Below are 16,340 nucleotides of genomic sequence, written 5' to 3' on the forward strand. Positions count from 1 at the left end.
TCATGGAGTCGCCCGCGTCCTTTTTCAGCGCGCGCCGCCTGTTCCTGGCGGGGGCGATCGGCCTGACATTGTGGCTGGGCGCGACGTTCCTGTGGCACGTCACCTATCGTCAGGGGATCAGCCTGGCGGTCATCCTGTTTCTGGATCAGGATTTCCCCGCCCTGATCATGCCCTTGCTGCTGATGGCGCTCGCCGCACCCTTTGCCGAAGGGCGCGGGATCATCCTGCCGCGACCCACCGCGCGGATCGTCGTGCCGCTGATCGTGCTGATGGGGCTGGCGGCCTGGGCGGGTCATTACGCCCTGTTTCAGGATTACGCCATTTCCCGCGATGAGGAGGTCGCCCGTTTCGCCGCCGCCTATATGCGTGAGGGGCTGTTCGCCCGGCCGATCCCGATCGAATGGGAACCCTATCGCCGCGCGATCATGCCCGAATTCTTTTCCCCCTTCGGCGCTGCGGATTATTGGACGGCGGCTTATCTGCCGGTGAACAGCGCGATCCAGGCGCTATTCTGGCAATTGGGGGATCCCAACATGGCGGGCCCGGTATTGCTGATCACCGGCCTGTTCGCCCTCTGGCGCGTCGCGCTGCACCTGATGCCCGATCGGCCCGATGCGGTGTGGGTGACTGTCCTGCTGGGTTGTTCGTCCAGCCAGTTGTGGATCACGGCGATGACGCCCTATGCCATGACCGGGCATTTCGCGCTCAACATGGTGTGGCTGGCGCTGGTGCTGCGGGGCGGGGTGCTCGGCCATGTCAGCGCGGGTGTCGTAGCGCTGGTCGCCGCCGGGCTGCATCAATGGCATTTTCCGCCCATCTTCATCGCGCCGTTCATCCTGTGGATGCTGCTTGCTCGTCGCTGGACGGTGGCGGCCTTCCATGCGCTGACCCTTGTGGCAATCGTCATCGTCTGGGCCAAGATCTGGCCGGCCTTCCTGCTCGATATGCTCGGCGCGCCAGCGGACGTCCGTCCCTCCGCCGGCGTTGCGGACAAGGTTGGCAGCCTGTTCCAGCGGCTGGGCGATCGCTGGCAGCCGCTGGTCAATCTCAGCCGCTTCGTCGCCTGGAATAATATATTGATGGTGCCCCTGGCTGCGCTCGGCATCGCCGCAATGCGGTGGAAGCGGGCGATCAGGGGGCAGGAAATCGCGCTGCCGCTGGCGCTTGGCTGTCTGGCCGGATGCGCGCTGGCGCTGGCGCAGGGCTATGGCTGGGGCTTTCGCTATGCCCATGGCTATATCGGCCCCTTCTGTCTGCTGGCCGGGCTTGGCTGGGCGCGTTTCCGGCCGCGCGATGCGCTCAGGCCGCTGATCATCGGCCTGTTCATCACTGGCCTTGCCAGCATCTTTCTGGTCTGGCGCACCCATGCATTCGTCGCGCCCTACGCCGCCAGCCATCGGCTGATCGATTCCAGCCAGGCCGATGTCGTGCTGGTCGATCCGCGTGGCGGCCTTTACGTCACGGATCTGGTGCGCGGCCGCAATGGCGTGCCGGGCAAGCCGATGGTCATGAATATGGGGATGCTGACGCTCGATCAGGTCGATGAGCTATGCCATAATTATGTCGTCGAACTGTTCGATCGCGCCGAATTCCGGCCCCTCGGCGTGCCGCTGGCGCGGTGGAACCTGGGCCGCATGGACGCCCTGCGCGCGCATATGAAGGAAGAAGGCTGCGACAAGCCGGTCCAGCCGCCGCTCCCCGAAACATTCGAGGATGCATTGGAAGCCGCCGACAATGCCATGTGAAGCGGGCTATTGCCCCTTCACATAGACCCGCTTGCCGCCAATCCATGTTTCCAGCACTTGCGTCGCGCGAATGTCGGCCGGGCGGGCGGTGGCAATGTCCCGATCAATCAGCAGGAAATCCGCCCGCTGCCCCGGCACCAGACTGCCAAAGCGTTTTTCCGCGAAACCGGCATAGGCGGCCTGGCGGGTGAAGCCGTCCAGTGCCGCCTCGAAACTGATCTTTTGCTGCGGCAGCCATCCGCCGATCGGTTCACCCTTACCATCCTCGCGGCTCATCGCGACGGCGATGCCGACAAAGGGATTGGAGCTTTCGACCGGCACGTCGGAGCCAAAGGCCAGCGGCACCCGGTTATCCAGCATCGCCTTCCACGCATAGGCACCCGCCAGTCGTGCCTCGCCCAGCCGCGCGGTCGCCATGCGCCAGTCGGACGCTTCATGCACGGGTTGCATCGATGCGATGATGCCGAACTGCGCGAAGCGCGGCAGGTCGGAAGGGCTGACAATCTGCGCATGTTCGATCCGCCAGCGCCGGTCGCCCTTATAGGTTTCCGACAATTCCTGGATCGCGTCCAATATCTCGCTGTTCGCCGCGTCGCCGATGGCATGGGTGGCGATCTGGAAATTGTCCATCGCCGCGCGGCTCATGATGTTGCGCAGTTGCGTGTCGGGGATCATCGGCAGACCGCGTTGCCCCGGCGCGTCCGCATAGTCCGCCTTCAGCCACGCGCCGCGCGATCCCAGCGCCCCGTCCAGCACCAGCTTGATCCCGCCCAGCCGCAGCCGGTCGTCATACAGCCATGGTGTCGGTTCCGGCCCGGCGATCAGGGTCATATTGCCGATGCCCGCCGCATAGGCCATGATCCGCACGCGCAATGCGCCCCGGTCGGCGGATCGGCGGAATGCCTGCCAATCCTCTATGCTCGTCCCCATGTCGGCAATGCCGGTGATCCCGGTCGCCAGCAACGCGCGTTGCGCCTTTTCAAAGGCGATGTCGCGGTCTTTCGGCGCAGGGGCGGGGACGACCTTTGCGATCAGGTCCATTGCCTTGTCCACGAACACGCCAGCAGGCTTGCCCGCCGCCATTTCGATCCGGCCCCCGACAGGCGCCTTGGTCGCCGCCGTCACGCCCGCCGCGCGGATTGCGGCGCTGTTGGCCCAGCCCGCATGGCCGTCCACCCGCTCCAGCCATACCGGAATATCGCTGACCGCCGCGTCCAGATCCGCCGCTGTCGGGAATCGGCCCAGCCCCCATTGTTCCTGATTCCAGCCCGTGCCGATGATCCATTTGCGGCCAGCACCATCCTGCGCATAGGCTCTGATCTTGGCCTGCGCCTCCGCCAAAGACTTGGTATCTGACAGGTCCAGCGTGATGAGCGCCAGGCCCAGCCCCATGACATGACCGTGCGCGTCGATCAGGCCGGGGATCAGCGTCTTGCCCCCCGCATCCATGCGGAAGGACAACCCTTTGGGCCGTTCGGGCCAGGGTTGGCCCTTTTTGGGCTTTTTGGGCTTATATTCCGGCTCCTGATAGCGATCAGGCAGCAATTTTTCGACCTTGCCGTCATCGTCGATCAGCAGCGCGCGAAAATGCACGATCTTGCCATCGGGATCGACCGCCATGCCGTTGACGTTATCAATGACCCCGGACGCGAAGGCGGGGAGGGTGGAGGCGGTCAGAGCCGCGATCGTCAAGCAACCTGCGCGGGCCAATGCAGCAGCGCGAACCATAGGAATGTCAGCCTTCACGCCCGCGTAATCCTTCGCACCAGCGCGCTCGTGTCCTGCCGGCTGCCGCCCAGCGCCTGCACGTCTGCGTAAAATTGATCGACCATCGCCGTCACCGGCAGGGTGGCGCCGTTCGCCCGCGCCTCTTCCAGTGCCAGCCCCAGATCCTTGCGCATCCAATCGACTGCGAAGCCGAAATCGAAACGGTCCTGCGCCATCGTTTTCCAGCGATTGTCCATTTGCCAGCTCTGCGCCGCACCGCCGGAGATCGCTTCAAAAACCGCGTCCAGATCCAGTTCCGCCGCCTGCGCAAAGCGCAGCGCTTCGGCCAGCCCTTGCAACACGCCGCCGATGCAGATCTGGTTCACCATCTTGGTCGTCTGGCCAGCCCCCGCGCCGCCGACATGGACGATCCGCGCGGCATAGGCGTTCATCACGATCTTCGCGGCGGTGACCGCCGGTTCGCTGCCGCCGCACATGATCGACAGTCGGCCATTTTCCGCGCCTGCCTGACCGCCCGATACCGGCGCATCGACGCTGTGGATGCCCCGGCTTTCGCCTTCGACGAACAATTGCCGCGCGATTCGGGCCGATACCGTTGTGTGGTCGATGAACAGCCCGCCCGGCTTCATCGTGCGAAATGCGCCCTCGCGCCCCAGCGTCACTTGGGCCAGATCGTCGTCATTGCCCACGCAACTGATGACGATGTCCGCTTCCTCGGCCGCCTTGGCCGGGCTGATCGCCACCGTGCCGCCATAGGCTTCCGCCCAGCTTTTCGCCTTGCCGATGGAGCGGTTATAGACGGTGAGGCTGTGCCCCGCCTTTGCCAGATGGCCTGCGATCGGGCCGCCCATGACGCCCAGGCCGATAAACGCGATATTAGCCATATGCCCCGTATATTTAGTGCGCCAGACCAAGCCATAGGGCCAGTTTTCCGACAGTGCCAGTTTCTTCACGCGCAATTTTCCGCTAGGGGGCGGGCCATGAACAGCTTAGCGAAGATAGAGAGCGCCTTGCCGCTGCCGATCACCGTCGATGACATTCTTGCCGCGCGGACCCGGATTGCCGGTTCGATCGTCAAGACGCCGACGCTGATCAGCCAGACTCTGTCGACGATGCTGGGCTGCAAGGTCTATCTGAAGTTTGAAAATCTTCAATTCACCGCAGCCTATAAGGAACGCGGCGCCCTCAACCGCCTGTTGCAGCTGGACGACGCGGCCAAGGCCAAGGGTGTCATAGCCGCGTCGGCGGGCAATCATGCGCAGGGGCTGGCCTATCATGGCAAGCGGCTGGGCGTGCCTGTCACCATCGTCATGCCCACGACGACGCCTACGGTGAAGGTCACCCAGACCCAGGGTCATGGCGCGACCGTGGTGCAATATGGCGAAAAGTTCGATGACGCCTATGCCCATGCGCGGCTGCTGGAGGTGGAGCAGGGGTTGACCTTCATCCATCCCTTTGACGAGCCGGACATTATGGCGGGGCAGGGGACGGTCGCGCTCGAAATGCTGGAGGATGCGCCGGAGATCGATACGCTGATCATTCCGATCGGCGGTGGCGGGTTGTTTTCCGGCATGGCGACGGCCGCACGGGCGATGAAGCCGGATATAAGGCTGGTCGGCGTGCAGGCCGAACTTTATCCGTCCATGTATGATTTCATCAAGGGCGCGGACCTTGCCTGTGACGGCGACACGCTGGCGGAAGGCATTGCCGTCAAGCAGCCGGGCGAATTGACGCGCCGCTTTGTCGAACGGTTGGCGGACGATGTGCTGCTGGTCGACGAACGACGGCTGGAGGAGGCGCTGAGCCTCTTGCTCCAGATTGAAAAGACCGTGGTGGAAGGGGCAGGGGCGGCGGGCCTTGCCGCGCTGCTGACCTATCGCGACCAATTTGTCGGCCGCAATGTCGGGCTTATCCTGACCGGCGGCAATATCGATACCCGACTGCTGGCCAATGTTCTGCTGCGCGATCTGGCCCGGTCGGGCCGTCTGGCGCGGTTGCGTATCATTCTGCAGGACCGGCCGGGCGCGCTGTTTCATGTGGCCAAGATTTTCGATCAGGAAGCGGTCAACATATTGGAACTGGCGCATCAGCGTATTTTCACGAACCTGCCGGCCAAGGGGCTGAGCCTGGACGTGGAATGCGAGACGCGCGATCGCGCCCATCTCCAGCGGCTCATCGCGGCACTGGGCGAGGCTGGCTATGAGGTTGCGCCGATCGAGGTTGCGTGACGCGCGAACGATCTCTTAACATTTCGTGGTAAACGCTCTTTTCATAGGCGCGTCGCAACGGCATAGTCGCGGCATGATCCACCCGCGCCGCCGCCACGAAGGGGATATTGGAGCGTGACTGCACCTTTTCGTTTTCCCCGCTTTTTCGTGACCAATCCGTCGCCCTGCCCCTATCTGCCGGGGCGCAGCGAGCGGAAGGTGTTTACCGAACTGAACGGGGACAACGCCGCCGAACTCAACGATGCGCTGGGCCGCATCGGCTTTCGCCGCAGCCAGAATGTCGCCTATCGCCCCAGTTGCGCCGATTGTTCGGCATGTGTTTCGGTGCGTGTCGTCACGGACGAATTTCGCCCCAACGCGACCCAGCGCAAGCTGATCCGCCGCAACAGCGACCTGACGGTCACCGCCTGCAAGCCATGGTCGACCGAAGAACAATATGCGCTGCTCCAGCGCTATCTGTCGGCACGTCATCCCGGCGGCGGCATGACCGAGATGGACGAGATGGATTTTGCCGACATGGTCGAACAGACCCCGGTCGACAGCCATGTCGTTGAATATCGCGAACCCGGCGTCGACGGGCGCGTCGGCAAGCTGGTCGGCGCTTGCCTGACGGATCGGCAGGGCGATGGCCTGTCGATGATCTACAGCTTCTTCGACACAGAGTTGGACAATCGTCCGGGGCTGGGTAATTTCATCATCATGGACCATATCCTGCGCGCTTCGGCGGCGGGCCTGCCCTATGTCTATCTGGGTTACTGGGTCGACGGTTCGGCGCGGATGCAATATAAGGTCCGCTATCGACCGCTCGAAAAGCTGAGCCGGGCCGGCTGGGTCCGGTTCGATCCTGATGAGCAGGATCAGGCTATTCGTCACGTTGCGCAGCGTGACGAGCCTCCGCTGCCAATCGAACTGGCGAGCATGTTTCGCAAATAGCGGCCCTATTCCATAGATTTGCTATTATTTTCGCGCGCGCGGCAAGTAAATCCGACCAGAATGACAGAGTGTGAGGAGGTTGTTTAACTTTCTCGGCTAGTCCTGCCATGATGAACGCAATGATGGCGACATGGGCGGAGGCTGGCGATGGATCGCTTTGCTGAACGCCGATTCGATGATTTCCGGCGAGCGCTGGATGACGGTCAGCGGATCGACATTTCATTACATGATCGAAATGAAATACTGTTTTCGCCGGTCTTTAATCATTTGTCGCCTTCCTTGTCGCGTTGGATCGCCGATGCACGGGGCCGGATATTGGCGACTGACCAGGATGCTGGTTTGGCCGGCAAGACATGGCGCGCATTGCTGGACCGCGCGGACCGTCGCGTCCTGCTGAAGGCCGCGATCGCGGAGGAGCAGCCGCAGCCCCTGACCGTGCGATTGCCGGGCACGGACGGCCAGCGGCGGTGGTGCCTTCTTCGAATGCGGCGGATGACCAGCACGGATGGCCTGGTCCGCTATTATGGCACGTTGGAAGATGTGCACGATCGCCACGATAGCCAGGCTCGCGCGCTGGAAAGGGCGTTGGCCGAAAGCCGGGAACATTATCGCTGGTCAGTCGAACTGAGCCCGCAGGTACCGTGGACCGCTGCCCCCGATGGCGCGATTGAGGAAGTTGGACCGCGCTGGCTGAACCTGACCGGCATGGTCGCGAAGAAGGCGCTGGGAACCGGCTGGCTTGTCGCGCTCCACCCGGACGATCTGCCCCGGACTATCACCATTTGGACCAAGCATCTGGCATCCGGCGCGCCGATCGACATCGATTATCGTATCCGGCTGCGCGATGGCGGCTATCGCTGGATGCGTGCCCGCGCGGCGGCGCGCCGCGACGAGCAGGGGCAGATTGTCCGCTGGTATGGCACGCTGGAGGATGTGCACGCGCAAAAGCTCGCCCTGCGCGCGCTGGCGGACAGCGAGGAACGTTCGCGTCTGGCGGTGCAGGCGGCGCGGCTGGGCATTTGGGATTTCGACGTCGCAACTGGCGAACGCCGCTGGTCGGCTGAATTTCGCGCGATGCTGGGTCTGAGCGAGGATCAACCTGCGACCAGCGAACTGGCGCTGTCGATCGTCCATCCTGACGATCGTGAGACCCTGCGGGTCATGCTGGACGCAGTCGCTTCCGGCGCCGTTCCGCCCCATTTCGAGGCGACATTGCGGGTCCACCGCGCCAGTGATGGCGCCTTGCGCTGGATCAGGAGCAGCGGCTGGACCACACGATCTGAATCCGGACGGGCGCAGCGCGTCATCGTGACATTTCTGGACGTGACCGATCAGCGTGATGCCGAGGACCGCATCCGCTGGGCCGCAACGCATGATCCCATGACTCGCTTGCCAAACCGCGCCTTATGGCAGGCGACGCTCGACGATATGGCCGAACGACAGGGGCAAACCGGCAAACGCTTTGGCCTGCTTCTGCTCGATATTGACGATCTTAAACGCACGAATGATTCGCTGGGCCATGACGCGGGCGATGCCTTGCTATGCGCCTTTGCCGGACGCCTTGCGGCGATTGCCCCGCCGGACGCGCTTCTGGGACGGCTGGGGGGTGACGAATTCGGCCTGATCGCGCCGTCATTGACCGATGGCGCGGCACTGGAGGCGTGGAGCGCGAAGCTGATCGAAAGCCTGCGCACGCCCCATGTCCATAATGGCCGTTCGATCGATTGCGGGGTCAGCATCGGCGGCGCGGTGTTTGGCGATCATGGTGATCGGGCGGAGGATCTGCTTAAAGCGGCGGACCTGGCGCTCTATGCGTCGAAAGCCGCCGGCCGTGGCCGCCTGACCCTGTTCCATTCCGATCTGCGCGCGCAGGCACAGCAGCGCAGTTCAATGATCGGCATGGCCCGGAGCATCATCGCCGATCGGCTGGTGACACCCTATTATCAACCCAAGGTTGATCTGCGTAATGGCCAGGTATTGGGTTATGAAGCGCTGTTGCGCTGGCATCATCCGCGTTTGGGCCTGCAATTGCCCGGCAGCATAGCGGCTGGTTTTGAACATGCCGAAATTGCCGTGGCGTTGACCGAACAGATGCTCGACAGCGTTTTGCGCGATGTGCGCGGATGGTTGCAGGCCGGTCATGATCCCGGTCGCGTCGCGATCAATGCGTCCGCCGCCGATTTTGCGCGGGGGACTTTGCGGATCGGGTGCTGGAACAACTTGCGCTGTTCGCCGTGCCGCCGGAACATCTGGAAATAGAGGTGACCGAGACTGTTTTCCTGGGCCGCGGCGCCGGGCAGGTGGAGCGGGCATTGCAGCATTTTTCAGAGGCGGGGGTGCGCGTCGCGCTGGACGATTTCGGCACCGGCTTTGCCTCGCTCAGCCACCTCAAACAATATCCGGTTGATATATTGAAGATCGATCGCAGCTTTGTCTCGAACATCGAAGAGGATGCGGGCGACGCGGCCATTGTCGACGCCATCGTCAAGCTGGGCGGCAGTTTCGGCATGGATGTCGTCGCCGAAGGGGTGGAGAGCGCAGCGCAGGCCGACCGGCTTCTGGCCCATGGCTGTATCATCGGCCAGGGCTTTCATCTGGGCCGTCCGCAGCCCCGTGCCGCCATCACGCCACCTCTGGCAAAATGACAGGGCCGCGCCCGTTGCAAGGCGCGACCCCGATGTGCTGCCCCCAAATGCTTATTTGCAGCGACACGCCCGGCGCGCTGGCTTGCGATGGCCTACGCGCTGGGTGACATAGGTGGTCGTCGTTGTCGTCGTCACCTCCGGCTCGATCGTCACCGTGGTCACGATCGGTGCGGGGTAATAATAGCCCCCCGATATATAGCCACCCCCGCCCTGGGTCGTAACCTGCACCGGCCCCTGCGACCAATGCGGCTGGCCCATATAGGCTGGCGGATCATAGTCGACGCCCGCGCCGCGCACTTCCCCCTCGAAGCGGCCTTCATATGTGCCGCTGGTCCGCTTGCCATCGGCCGTCGTCCAGGTGCCGGTCCAGCGCCCTTCATAGTCGTTCTGCGTGGTCACGCTGTCGTCGGCATAGCCATAGCCATAATCATAGCCAGCGCCCGGACGACGCGGCGGCGGCGCAGCGCCGCGTCGGGGCGCATCCTCCGCCTTGTCGATCATCGCTCCAGCCACTGCGCCGACGCCAGCGCCGATCAGCGTGCCAGCGGTGCGGTTGCCGCGTCCGGCGATCCGGTTGCCCGCCACGCCGCCGACTACCGCGCCGATCGCTGCGCCGCCAAGGCCATTGTCGGGACGACGATACCCATCGCGATCGTCATAATAGCCATCGTCGCCATAGCCGCCCTCATAACGGTCCCACGCGATGTTGCTGCGACTGTCATAGACCCGGCCATAACGGTCGGTCATCACCGCATCGTCATAATAGCGCGACCAGCCATATCCGGCCGCCGGGGCGGGCAGGCCATAGGCGCCATAATTGCCGATATAATAAGCCGGGCTGATCCAGTAGCGCGGCAGGACATAGCCATAGACCGGGCGCTGATAGCCATTCCAGCCACCCGGCGCGCGCCAGCCCGCATACCAGCGACCGTTCTGACGCAGACCCCAGCGATGCCCGCCATTCCAGGTCATGCCGGGTCGGGGGGCGTGGGTCATCGGTCGGCCGCCACCCTTCCATCCGCCGCCAGACCAGCCGCCTTTGGCACCATGGCTCATGCCGGGGCCGTTGCCTGCCAGTGCCGGGCTAGCCGCGCCCGCCAGCGCGATGCTCGCGCCCAGAAGGAGAAGGCCGGATGTCCGCATGGTTAACGCTCCCTGTTTTCCCACAGCGGAAAGGCGCCGCGCGGGTCAAATTGCTAACGCTCTGTTTAGCATGGTGATCCGGGGCTATCCATGCGTGCGAGGGTTAAATCCTGTCCCGAAACGGGGCGAAACAGGCGACCCTGGCGGGAAGGAGGGTTAACGCCTTCAGCAGATCCGGGCGGCAATCCGAGCGACCAGTGCTTGCAACCCGTGCGCGTCGTCCGAGTCGAAGCGCGCGGGACGCGGGCTGTCGAGATCCAGCACACCGATCACCGCGCCATCGCTGAGGATCGGCACGACGATTTCCGAGGCGCTGGCAGCGTCGCAGGCGATGTGGCCGGGAAAGGCGTGGACGTCCGCCACAAGTTGCGTCTCGCCCGTCGCCGCCGCGGTGCCGCATACACCGCGACCCAGGGGGATACGGATGCAGGCAGGCTTGCCCTGAAACGGCCCCAGCACCAGCTCGCCCTCCACCATGCGATAAAATCCCGCCCAGTTGAGGTCGGGCAAAAATTGCCAGAGCAGCGCGGCGACATTGGCCATGTTGGCAACATGGTCCGCCTCATCGCGCGTCAACGCATCGGCGGCGGAGAGCAGGTCGGCATAGAGCGTCGCCTTGTCGGCGGTATCGGTGGGCGCGAAGTCGAACATGGAGCGGATATAGGCTTGGTGATGGGGCAGGGCCAGAGGCTGAATTTAGACATTGGTAACCTTGTTTTGCTAGCGCGTGCTGAGCTAGCGGAGCAGCAGCATGAATATATTGAAATCCAACCTACCGCCGGAGATCAGTATTTCGCTATTGATGATCACGGTGATGGTCGCTTTTGCTGCAATTTTTCAATTGCCGATAGTGTATCCCACAGGTGAACGTGCTGCATTTGTTGGCATACATTATCTATATCCGCTCATGGGTGTCGGGGTTTGGGGTGCATTTGCTTTTTACGGGCAAAGACGCGCGATAGCGCGAACATTTCTGATCGCGCTTCCATGCTATGTTGTTGTTTTGATTGTTTATTTTAACATAAAGCTATGGATACCGCATATCAATCCATATTTATTCGACGAATTTTATTGGGAAATAGATCAAAAATTTAGGCCATTGGTAGACATATGTATGGTCTTGCGCCGATCGATGACGGTATTTATTCCCTATGAAGCCAATTTCTATATGATTGGCTATATTGCGATGTTCTATGGAAGCTTTTGCTATCATGCATTTCGCACGCCGGACAAATTTTCGGAATTGGTTATTGCCGCGCTGCTTCTGCAAGGCTTAGGAACATTAGCCTATCTTGTTGCGCCTGCGATCGGTCCATTCATCTATGAAGCCGGGTTGAATCCAATGGTGACGGCGGGCCAGCATAGCATGTTGGACTTCTACAATCAGTCGATCGCGGAAGGGCCAATTTGGCTGGCGCGCAATGGGGGGAAAGCCTTCACTGTAGGCTTGGCCGCCATGCCATCGCTCCATTCCGCAGCGGCGTTTCTGTTTCTGAGCTTCGCCTGGAAGCACGGACGAATTCTGGTGCCGCTTTATGCCTTCATCACCTTCTTCATTTTCGTGACCGCTGTCGCTACCCGCTGGCATTATCTGATCGACGTGCCAATCGGTGTCTTGATTGCGTGGGTGAGCCTCAAGGGAGCGGAGCGCTTGTCGCGGACCCCCTCTATGGAAACCGCGACACTGTCTCGACTCTTGGCGGAACAACCCGCCTAATCCACCCGCACCTTGCCGCGTCCCTGTTTGATGGTCGCGCGTTTTACCTTGCCCTCTACCCTGCGTTTTTGCGAGGCTTTGGTGGGTTTTGTCGGGCGGCGTTTTTTGGGGACGATGGTGGCTTCGCGTATCAGCGCGATCAGCCGGTCGCGCACATCCTGGCGGTTGAGCAGTTGCGACCGCGCGCCTTCGCTGCGCAGGATCAATATGCCCTCGCGCGTCATGCGTGTTCCTGCAAGGTCCGCCAGACGATTTTTCACAGCGTCTGGCAGGCCGGGCGAATTGGCGACATCGAAGCGCAGCATCACTGCGCTGTCGGTTGTGTTGACGTGCTGGCCGCCCGGACCCGATGCGCGGGTGTAGCTTTCGATAATCTCGTCGCTATCGATGGAAATCGAGCGTGTGATGGCGATGGCGACCATGGCGTGACTGTATCGGCTCGATCGTGCTCGTCAAAGCCCGGCTTGGTCCAGCAATTCCTGTCCGAACCCGGCCGCAGCAAAGGTGGCGGGCAAGGGGGCGGTCGCCTCCGCCGCTGGCTTGTCGCCGCGCGGGATGCTGAGAAAGCGGCTGTGGAGCAGCATCGGCACGCCGCCTGTCCCATAGACCGGATCGCCCACGATGCCAAAGCCCAGGCCATGGAGCGCGTGGACGCGGATTTGATGCGTGCGCCCGGTCTGCGGCGTGAAGGCGATGAGCGCGCGGCCGTCCTTTTCAGCAACCTTGCGCCAGCGGGTGACGGCGACCTTGCCTGCCTTGGCCGGGATCATGCGCCAGCCTTCGCTCGCGCTGCTGATCTTCGACAGCGATAATTCGATCGTGCCGCCCTCTTCCGCAGGGATGCCGTCAACGACCGCGACATAGCGTTTGGCGACAGTCCCGGCCTCGAACGCGCCGGCGAAGCGCTTATGCGCCTTGGGATTGCGGGCAAGCAGCAGGCAACCGCTGGTGTCGCGGTCCAGCCTGTGGACGGGCAGCGGCCAGCGGGCAAAGCCGAAGGTCAGCGATTGCAGATGGTTTTCGAGCGCGATGGACCCGTCGCGCGGCGCATCGACCGGCAGGCCCGCTGGCTTGTCTAGAATGATGGCCTCGCCATCGATGAAGAGGACATGGTCGGTAAGCAGGGCCAAGGAAAGGGTCCGATCGGGAAACAGGGCTGGGGCGCATTGACGCGCGCGTCCCGTCCTATAGGGCGTGGAGGCTATGGAGCATAGAGGGGAGAATGGCGGCGGCAACAAGGCCGCCGGGGATCGGCTCGATTGGGTCGATGTCGCGCGCGGCATTGGCATTGTCGCGGTCGTTGTCGGCCATGTATGGACGCGCGGACCGTTGCGCGATGCGCTCTACAGTTTTCATATGCCGCTCTTCTTCCTGCTGTCCGGCATGCTGTCGCGGCCACAGCCGATCGGCGCTTTTACCCGCCGCCAACTGGCCGCGCAGATGCGGCCCTATGCCATCTTCCTGACGCTGCTGATCGTCGCGGATCAGATTATCGAGCCGCTAAAGGGTGGTCGTCCGATCTTTCACCAATGGCCAGGCGATCTGTTGCCGATCCTGCTGGGTGGCTCCTGGCTGCGCGGGCCTTATACGATCTTCTGGTTCATTCCCTGCCTGATGGTCGCCCGCATCCTGTTCAACGTCGCGTTGACGCGCTGGCCCGATGCGCTGGACCGGCGCTGGGGGATGCTGCTGATTCCGATGACGGGTATGGCCTATGGGCTGGGCTGGGCAACGCAGGCGTCGCCGCTGGGACTGCTCAGCGTCCCGATGGCGCTTGTGTTGCTCTGGATCGGCGCGGCATGGGGGCGGGTGGGCTGGCGCAACGGCTTCATTGCGCCGCTGGCCATCCTGTCGATCGCGGGACTGGCGGGCTGGTTCCCGACGCTGAACATGAAGATCGCCGATTATGGCTGGCCGCTGCTGTCGATCGGGTCGGCAATCGCCACATCACTGCTGATCGTCGTTATCGCCCGTCGGATCGCGCCCCATGCCGCGCCGCTGGCATCGCTGGGCCGGGCGTCGCTGGTGATCATGTATCTGCATGTGGCGTTCATCCATTATCTCTCGCCCTATCTGGGCAAGCCATGGCTGACGGCGATAGCATTGCTGGTGCCGTTTGCGATGTTCTGGCTGATCCGCCGATCGCCGCGCGCGACCCGGCTGCTGCTTTAGCGGTCAGACGTCCTGCGCGATCCGCCCGTACAGGTCGGGCCGCCGGTCGCGAAAGAAGCCCATGCCCGCCCGGTGCGTCCGCGCCTGCGCCAGATCGAGCGTCGCGACGAGCGCGCCCATATCCCTGGCGTCGGCTTCGGCAGCGAAATCACCCCATTGGTCTGTGATGAAGCTGTGGCCGTAAAAGCTCTGGCCATCCTCTTCGCCAATGCGGTTGGCGGCGATCACGGGCATGCAGTTGGATACGGCATGGCCGATCATCGCCCGCCGCCACATCCGGCTGGTATCGAGGTCCGCATCATAGGGCTCGGAGCCGATCGCGGTCGGGTAGAACAGCATCTCCGCACCCATCAGCGCCATGATCCGCGCGCATTCGGGATACCATTGGTCCCAGCAGATGCCGACGCCGATCGTGCCATATCTGGTCGGCCAGACCTTGAAGCCGCTATTGCCGGGGCGGAAATAATATTTCTCCTCATAACCCGGCCCGTCGGGAATATGGCTCTTGCGATAGACGCCCATGATGTCGCCCTGATCGTCGATCATAGCGAGCGAATTATAATGATGCTGCCCGTCGCGCTCGAAAAAGCTGGTTGGGATATAGACGCCCAGATCCTTGGCCAGCTTGCGCATTTCCTGCACGGCGGGATGCTCGTCCACCGGCTGTGCCCGCGCGAACAGGGCCTCGTCCTCGACGCGGCAGAAATAGGGGCCTTCGAACAGTTCTGGCGGCAAGATGATCTTCGCCCCGCGCGCGGCGGCCTTGGCCACATGGGTCGCCACCCGGTCGATATTCTCGCTCATATCGTCTGTGAAGGCGAGTTGGAGCGCGGCAACGGTAACTTTGGTCATGCTGTTCGTTTCTCCGTTCGCCCTGAGCCTGTCGAAGGGCTCCATCGAGCGATTGCGAGGTGCCTTCGCTTGCGCTCGGTCGCGGGCTTCGACGTCGCTCGGCCCGAACGGTTGAGGTTAGATACTCGGCATTTGCTGGCTGCAACAATGAAAGCTGCCGCCGCCTGACAATATGGCATCGCTGCGCAGCCCGACAATATCCCGACCTGGAAAGAAGGGGCGCAGGGCATCGAGAGCGGCCTGATCATTAGGCTGGCCATAGATGGGCACGATGACGGCTGCGTTGCCGATATAGAAATTCATGTAGCTGGCGGGGATCGCTTCTCCATCCACGATCACCAGCCCCGGCGACGGGATGTCCACGACCTCTATGCCATGGGCCTTTGCCCGCGCCCGTGCATCGGCGTAGATCGCCGCATTGGGATCGTCGTCCGTCGTTGCGATCGGCAGCGCCAGCAGGCCATCGCCGACGAAGCGCGCCAGATTGTCGACATGGCCGTCGGTATGATCGTTCAGCAACCCGTCGCCCAGCCACAGCATGTCGGAAAGGCCAAGGCTTCCGGCAAGCAGAGTCTCGATCTTGCCGCGATCCAGATCAGGGTTGCGATTGGGGTTCAGCAGGCATTGCTCCGTCGTCACGAACAGGCCGCTGCCATCGGTATCCACCGCGCCCCCTTCGAATATCCAGTTCTGGGCCGAAGTCGGCAGGCCGGTCGTGGCCGCCAGCCGCGCGCCAATATCCTCGTCGCCGGGCATCTGATATTTGCCGCCCCAGCCATTGAATCCGAAATCGACGAGCGCCCGCGCCTTGCCGTTCAGCACCGCGATGGGCGCAGTGTCGCGCAGCCAGACGTCGCCCAGCCGGTGCTCGATGATCGTGACGCCCGGCGCGACCAATGCCCGTGCGGCCTCCGCATCTGCTGCATTGGCGGCGACCAGCCGAACCTCTTCCCCCTGTCCCCCGGCATGGAGTGCGCTGGCAAAGGCGGCGATTTGCGTCCGCGCGGCTTCGAAAGCGCCGGGCCATTCGGCCGGGTTCGTCGGAAAGCCGATCCAGGTCCAGTCGTGCGGCGCCCATTCGGCGGGCATACGGAATGTCATGATATGGTCCTTGCTCGGCAGCGGCGCCGATCCGTGATAGCGGGCGTTATGCGCGCTCCATAGCGTGCCGGATCGG

The 16,340-nt window shown here is 62.9% G+C and carries 13 protein-coding genes and 1 pseudogene; 6 read left to right on the plus strand and 8 right to left on the minus strand.

The window, feature by feature from the left end; translation table 11 throughout:
• Window positions 1-2 precede the first annotated feature (2 nt).
• The gene (locus tag CJD35_RS11785; protein ID WP_026002286.1) at window positions 3-1,745 is read left to right on the plus strand and encodes a hypothetical protein; all 1,743 of its coding nucleotides are present in this window, start codon (window positions 3-5) and stop codon (window positions 1,743-1,745) included.
• Between the two features lie 6 nt (window positions 1,746-1,751).
• On the opposite strand, the gene CJD35_RS11790 is transcribed toward CJD35_RS11785, so the two are convergent.
• Both CJD35_RS11790 and CJD35_RS11795 read right to left on the minus strand, forming a co-directional pair.
• Entirely contained in the window at window positions 1,752-3,473 is a 1,722-nt protein-coding gene (locus tag CJD35_RS11790; protein ID WP_380823571.1) for an amidohydrolase, read from the minus strand.
• A gap of 14 nt (window positions 3,474-3,487) precedes the next feature.
• Window positions 3,488-4,357, minus strand: a complete 870-nt coding sequence (locus CJD35_RS11795) for an NAD(P)-dependent oxidoreductase (RefSeq protein WP_026002285.1) — start codon at window positions 4,355-4,357, stop codon at window positions 3,488-3,490.
• A 96-nt stretch (window positions 4,358-4,453) separates the two neighbouring features.
• On the opposite strand from CJD35_RS11795, the gene CJD35_RS11800 reads away from it, so the two are divergent.
• The 3 genes and pseudogenes from CJD35_RS11800 (at window position 4,454) to CJD35_RS11810 (ending at window position 9,279) form a co-directional block, all read left to right on the plus strand.
• On the plus strand, window positions 4,454-5,701 hold the full coding sequence (locus CJD35_RS11800; protein ID WP_017182542.1) for a threonine ammonia-lyase: 1,248 nt from the start codon (window positions 4,454-4,456) through the stop codon (window positions 5,699-5,701).
• A gap of 114 nt (window positions 5,702-5,815) precedes the next feature.
• Complete coding sequence (locus CJD35_RS11805; protein WP_017182541.1) at window positions 5,816-6,634, plus strand: arginyltransferase; 819 nt, start codon at window positions 5,816-5,818, stop codon at window positions 6,632-6,634.
• Window positions 6,635-6,781: 147 nt separating this feature from the next.
• Window positions 6,782-9,279: pseudogene (locus CJD35_RS11810) on the plus strand (sensor domain-containing protein).
• 51 nt (window positions 9,280-9,330) lie between these two features.
• Here the strand turns inward: CJD35_RS11810 and CJD35_RS11815 are convergent.
• Both CJD35_RS11815 and CJD35_RS11820 read right to left on the minus strand, forming a co-directional pair.
• Window positions 9,331-10,422 carry an RcnB family protein gene (locus CJD35_RS11815; protein ID WP_095687081.1) on the minus strand — a complete coding sequence of 364 codons (1,092 nt, stop codon included), beginning with the start codon at window positions 10,420-10,422 and terminating at the stop codon, window positions 9,331-9,333.
• A 165-nt stretch (window positions 10,423-10,587) separates the two neighbouring features.
• The gene (locus tag CJD35_RS11820; protein ID WP_017182538.1) at window positions 10,588-11,073 is read right to left on the minus strand and encodes a GAF domain-containing protein; all 486 of its coding nucleotides are present in this window, start codon (window positions 11,071-11,073) and stop codon (window positions 10,588-10,590) included.
• Between the two features lie 100 nt (window positions 11,074-11,173).
• Between CJD35_RS11820 and CJD35_RS11825 the strand changes: the two genes are divergently transcribed.
• Window positions 11,174-12,139, plus strand: coding sequence for a phosphatase PAP2 family protein (locus CJD35_RS11825; protein WP_216628942.1), 966 nt, complete (start codon window positions 11,174-11,176; stop codon window positions 12,137-12,139).
• Here CJD35_RS11825 and arfB read toward each other — a convergent pair.
• Together arfB and CJD35_RS11835 are read right to left on the minus strand one after the other, a co-directional pair.
• Window positions 12,136-12,561 carry an alternative ribosome rescue aminoacyl-tRNA hydrolase ArfB gene (gene arfB / locus CJD35_RS11830; RefSeq protein ID WP_017182536.1) on the minus strand — a complete coding sequence of 142 codons (426 nt, stop codon included), beginning with the start codon at window positions 12,559-12,561 and terminating at the stop codon, window positions 12,136-12,138. The two genes, CJD35_RS11825 and arfB, sit on opposite strands and share 4 nt — an antisense overlap.
• Before the next feature lie 30 nt (window positions 12,562-12,591).
• Entirely contained in the window at window positions 12,592-13,269 is a 678-nt protein-coding gene (locus tag CJD35_RS11835; RefSeq protein ID WP_017182535.1) for an RluA family pseudouridine synthase, read from the minus strand.
• A gap of 73 nt (window positions 13,270-13,342) precedes the next feature.
• On the opposite strand from CJD35_RS11835, the gene CJD35_RS11840 reads away from it, so the two are divergent.
• Window positions 13,343-14,311 carry an acyltransferase family protein gene (locus CJD35_RS11840; RefSeq protein WP_017182534.1) on the plus strand — a complete coding sequence of 323 codons (969 nt, stop codon included), beginning with the start codon at window positions 13,343-13,345 and terminating at the stop codon, window positions 14,309-14,311.
• A 3-nt stretch (window positions 14,312-14,314) separates the two neighbouring features.
• On the opposite strand, the gene aguB is transcribed toward CJD35_RS11840, so the two are convergent.
• Entirely contained in the window at window positions 14,315-15,163 is an 849-nt protein-coding gene (gene aguB / locus CJD35_RS11845) for an N-carbamoylputrescine amidase (protein WP_019053233.1), read from the minus strand.
• 117 nt (window positions 15,164-15,280) lie between these two features.
• The gene (locus CJD35_RS11850) at window positions 15,281-16,264 is read right to left on the minus strand and encodes an agmatine deiminase family protein (protein ID WP_026002284.1); all 984 of its coding nucleotides are present in this window, start codon (window positions 16,262-16,264) and stop codon (window positions 15,281-15,283) included.
• Window positions 16,265-16,340 lie beyond the last annotated feature (76 nt).

The sequence above is a fragment of the Sphingobium xenophagum genome (assembly GCF_002288285.1).
In the GTDB taxonomy this organism is placed as follows: Bacteria; Pseudomonadota; Alphaproteobacteria; order Sphingomonadales; family Sphingomonadaceae; genus Sphingobium; species Sphingobium xenophagum.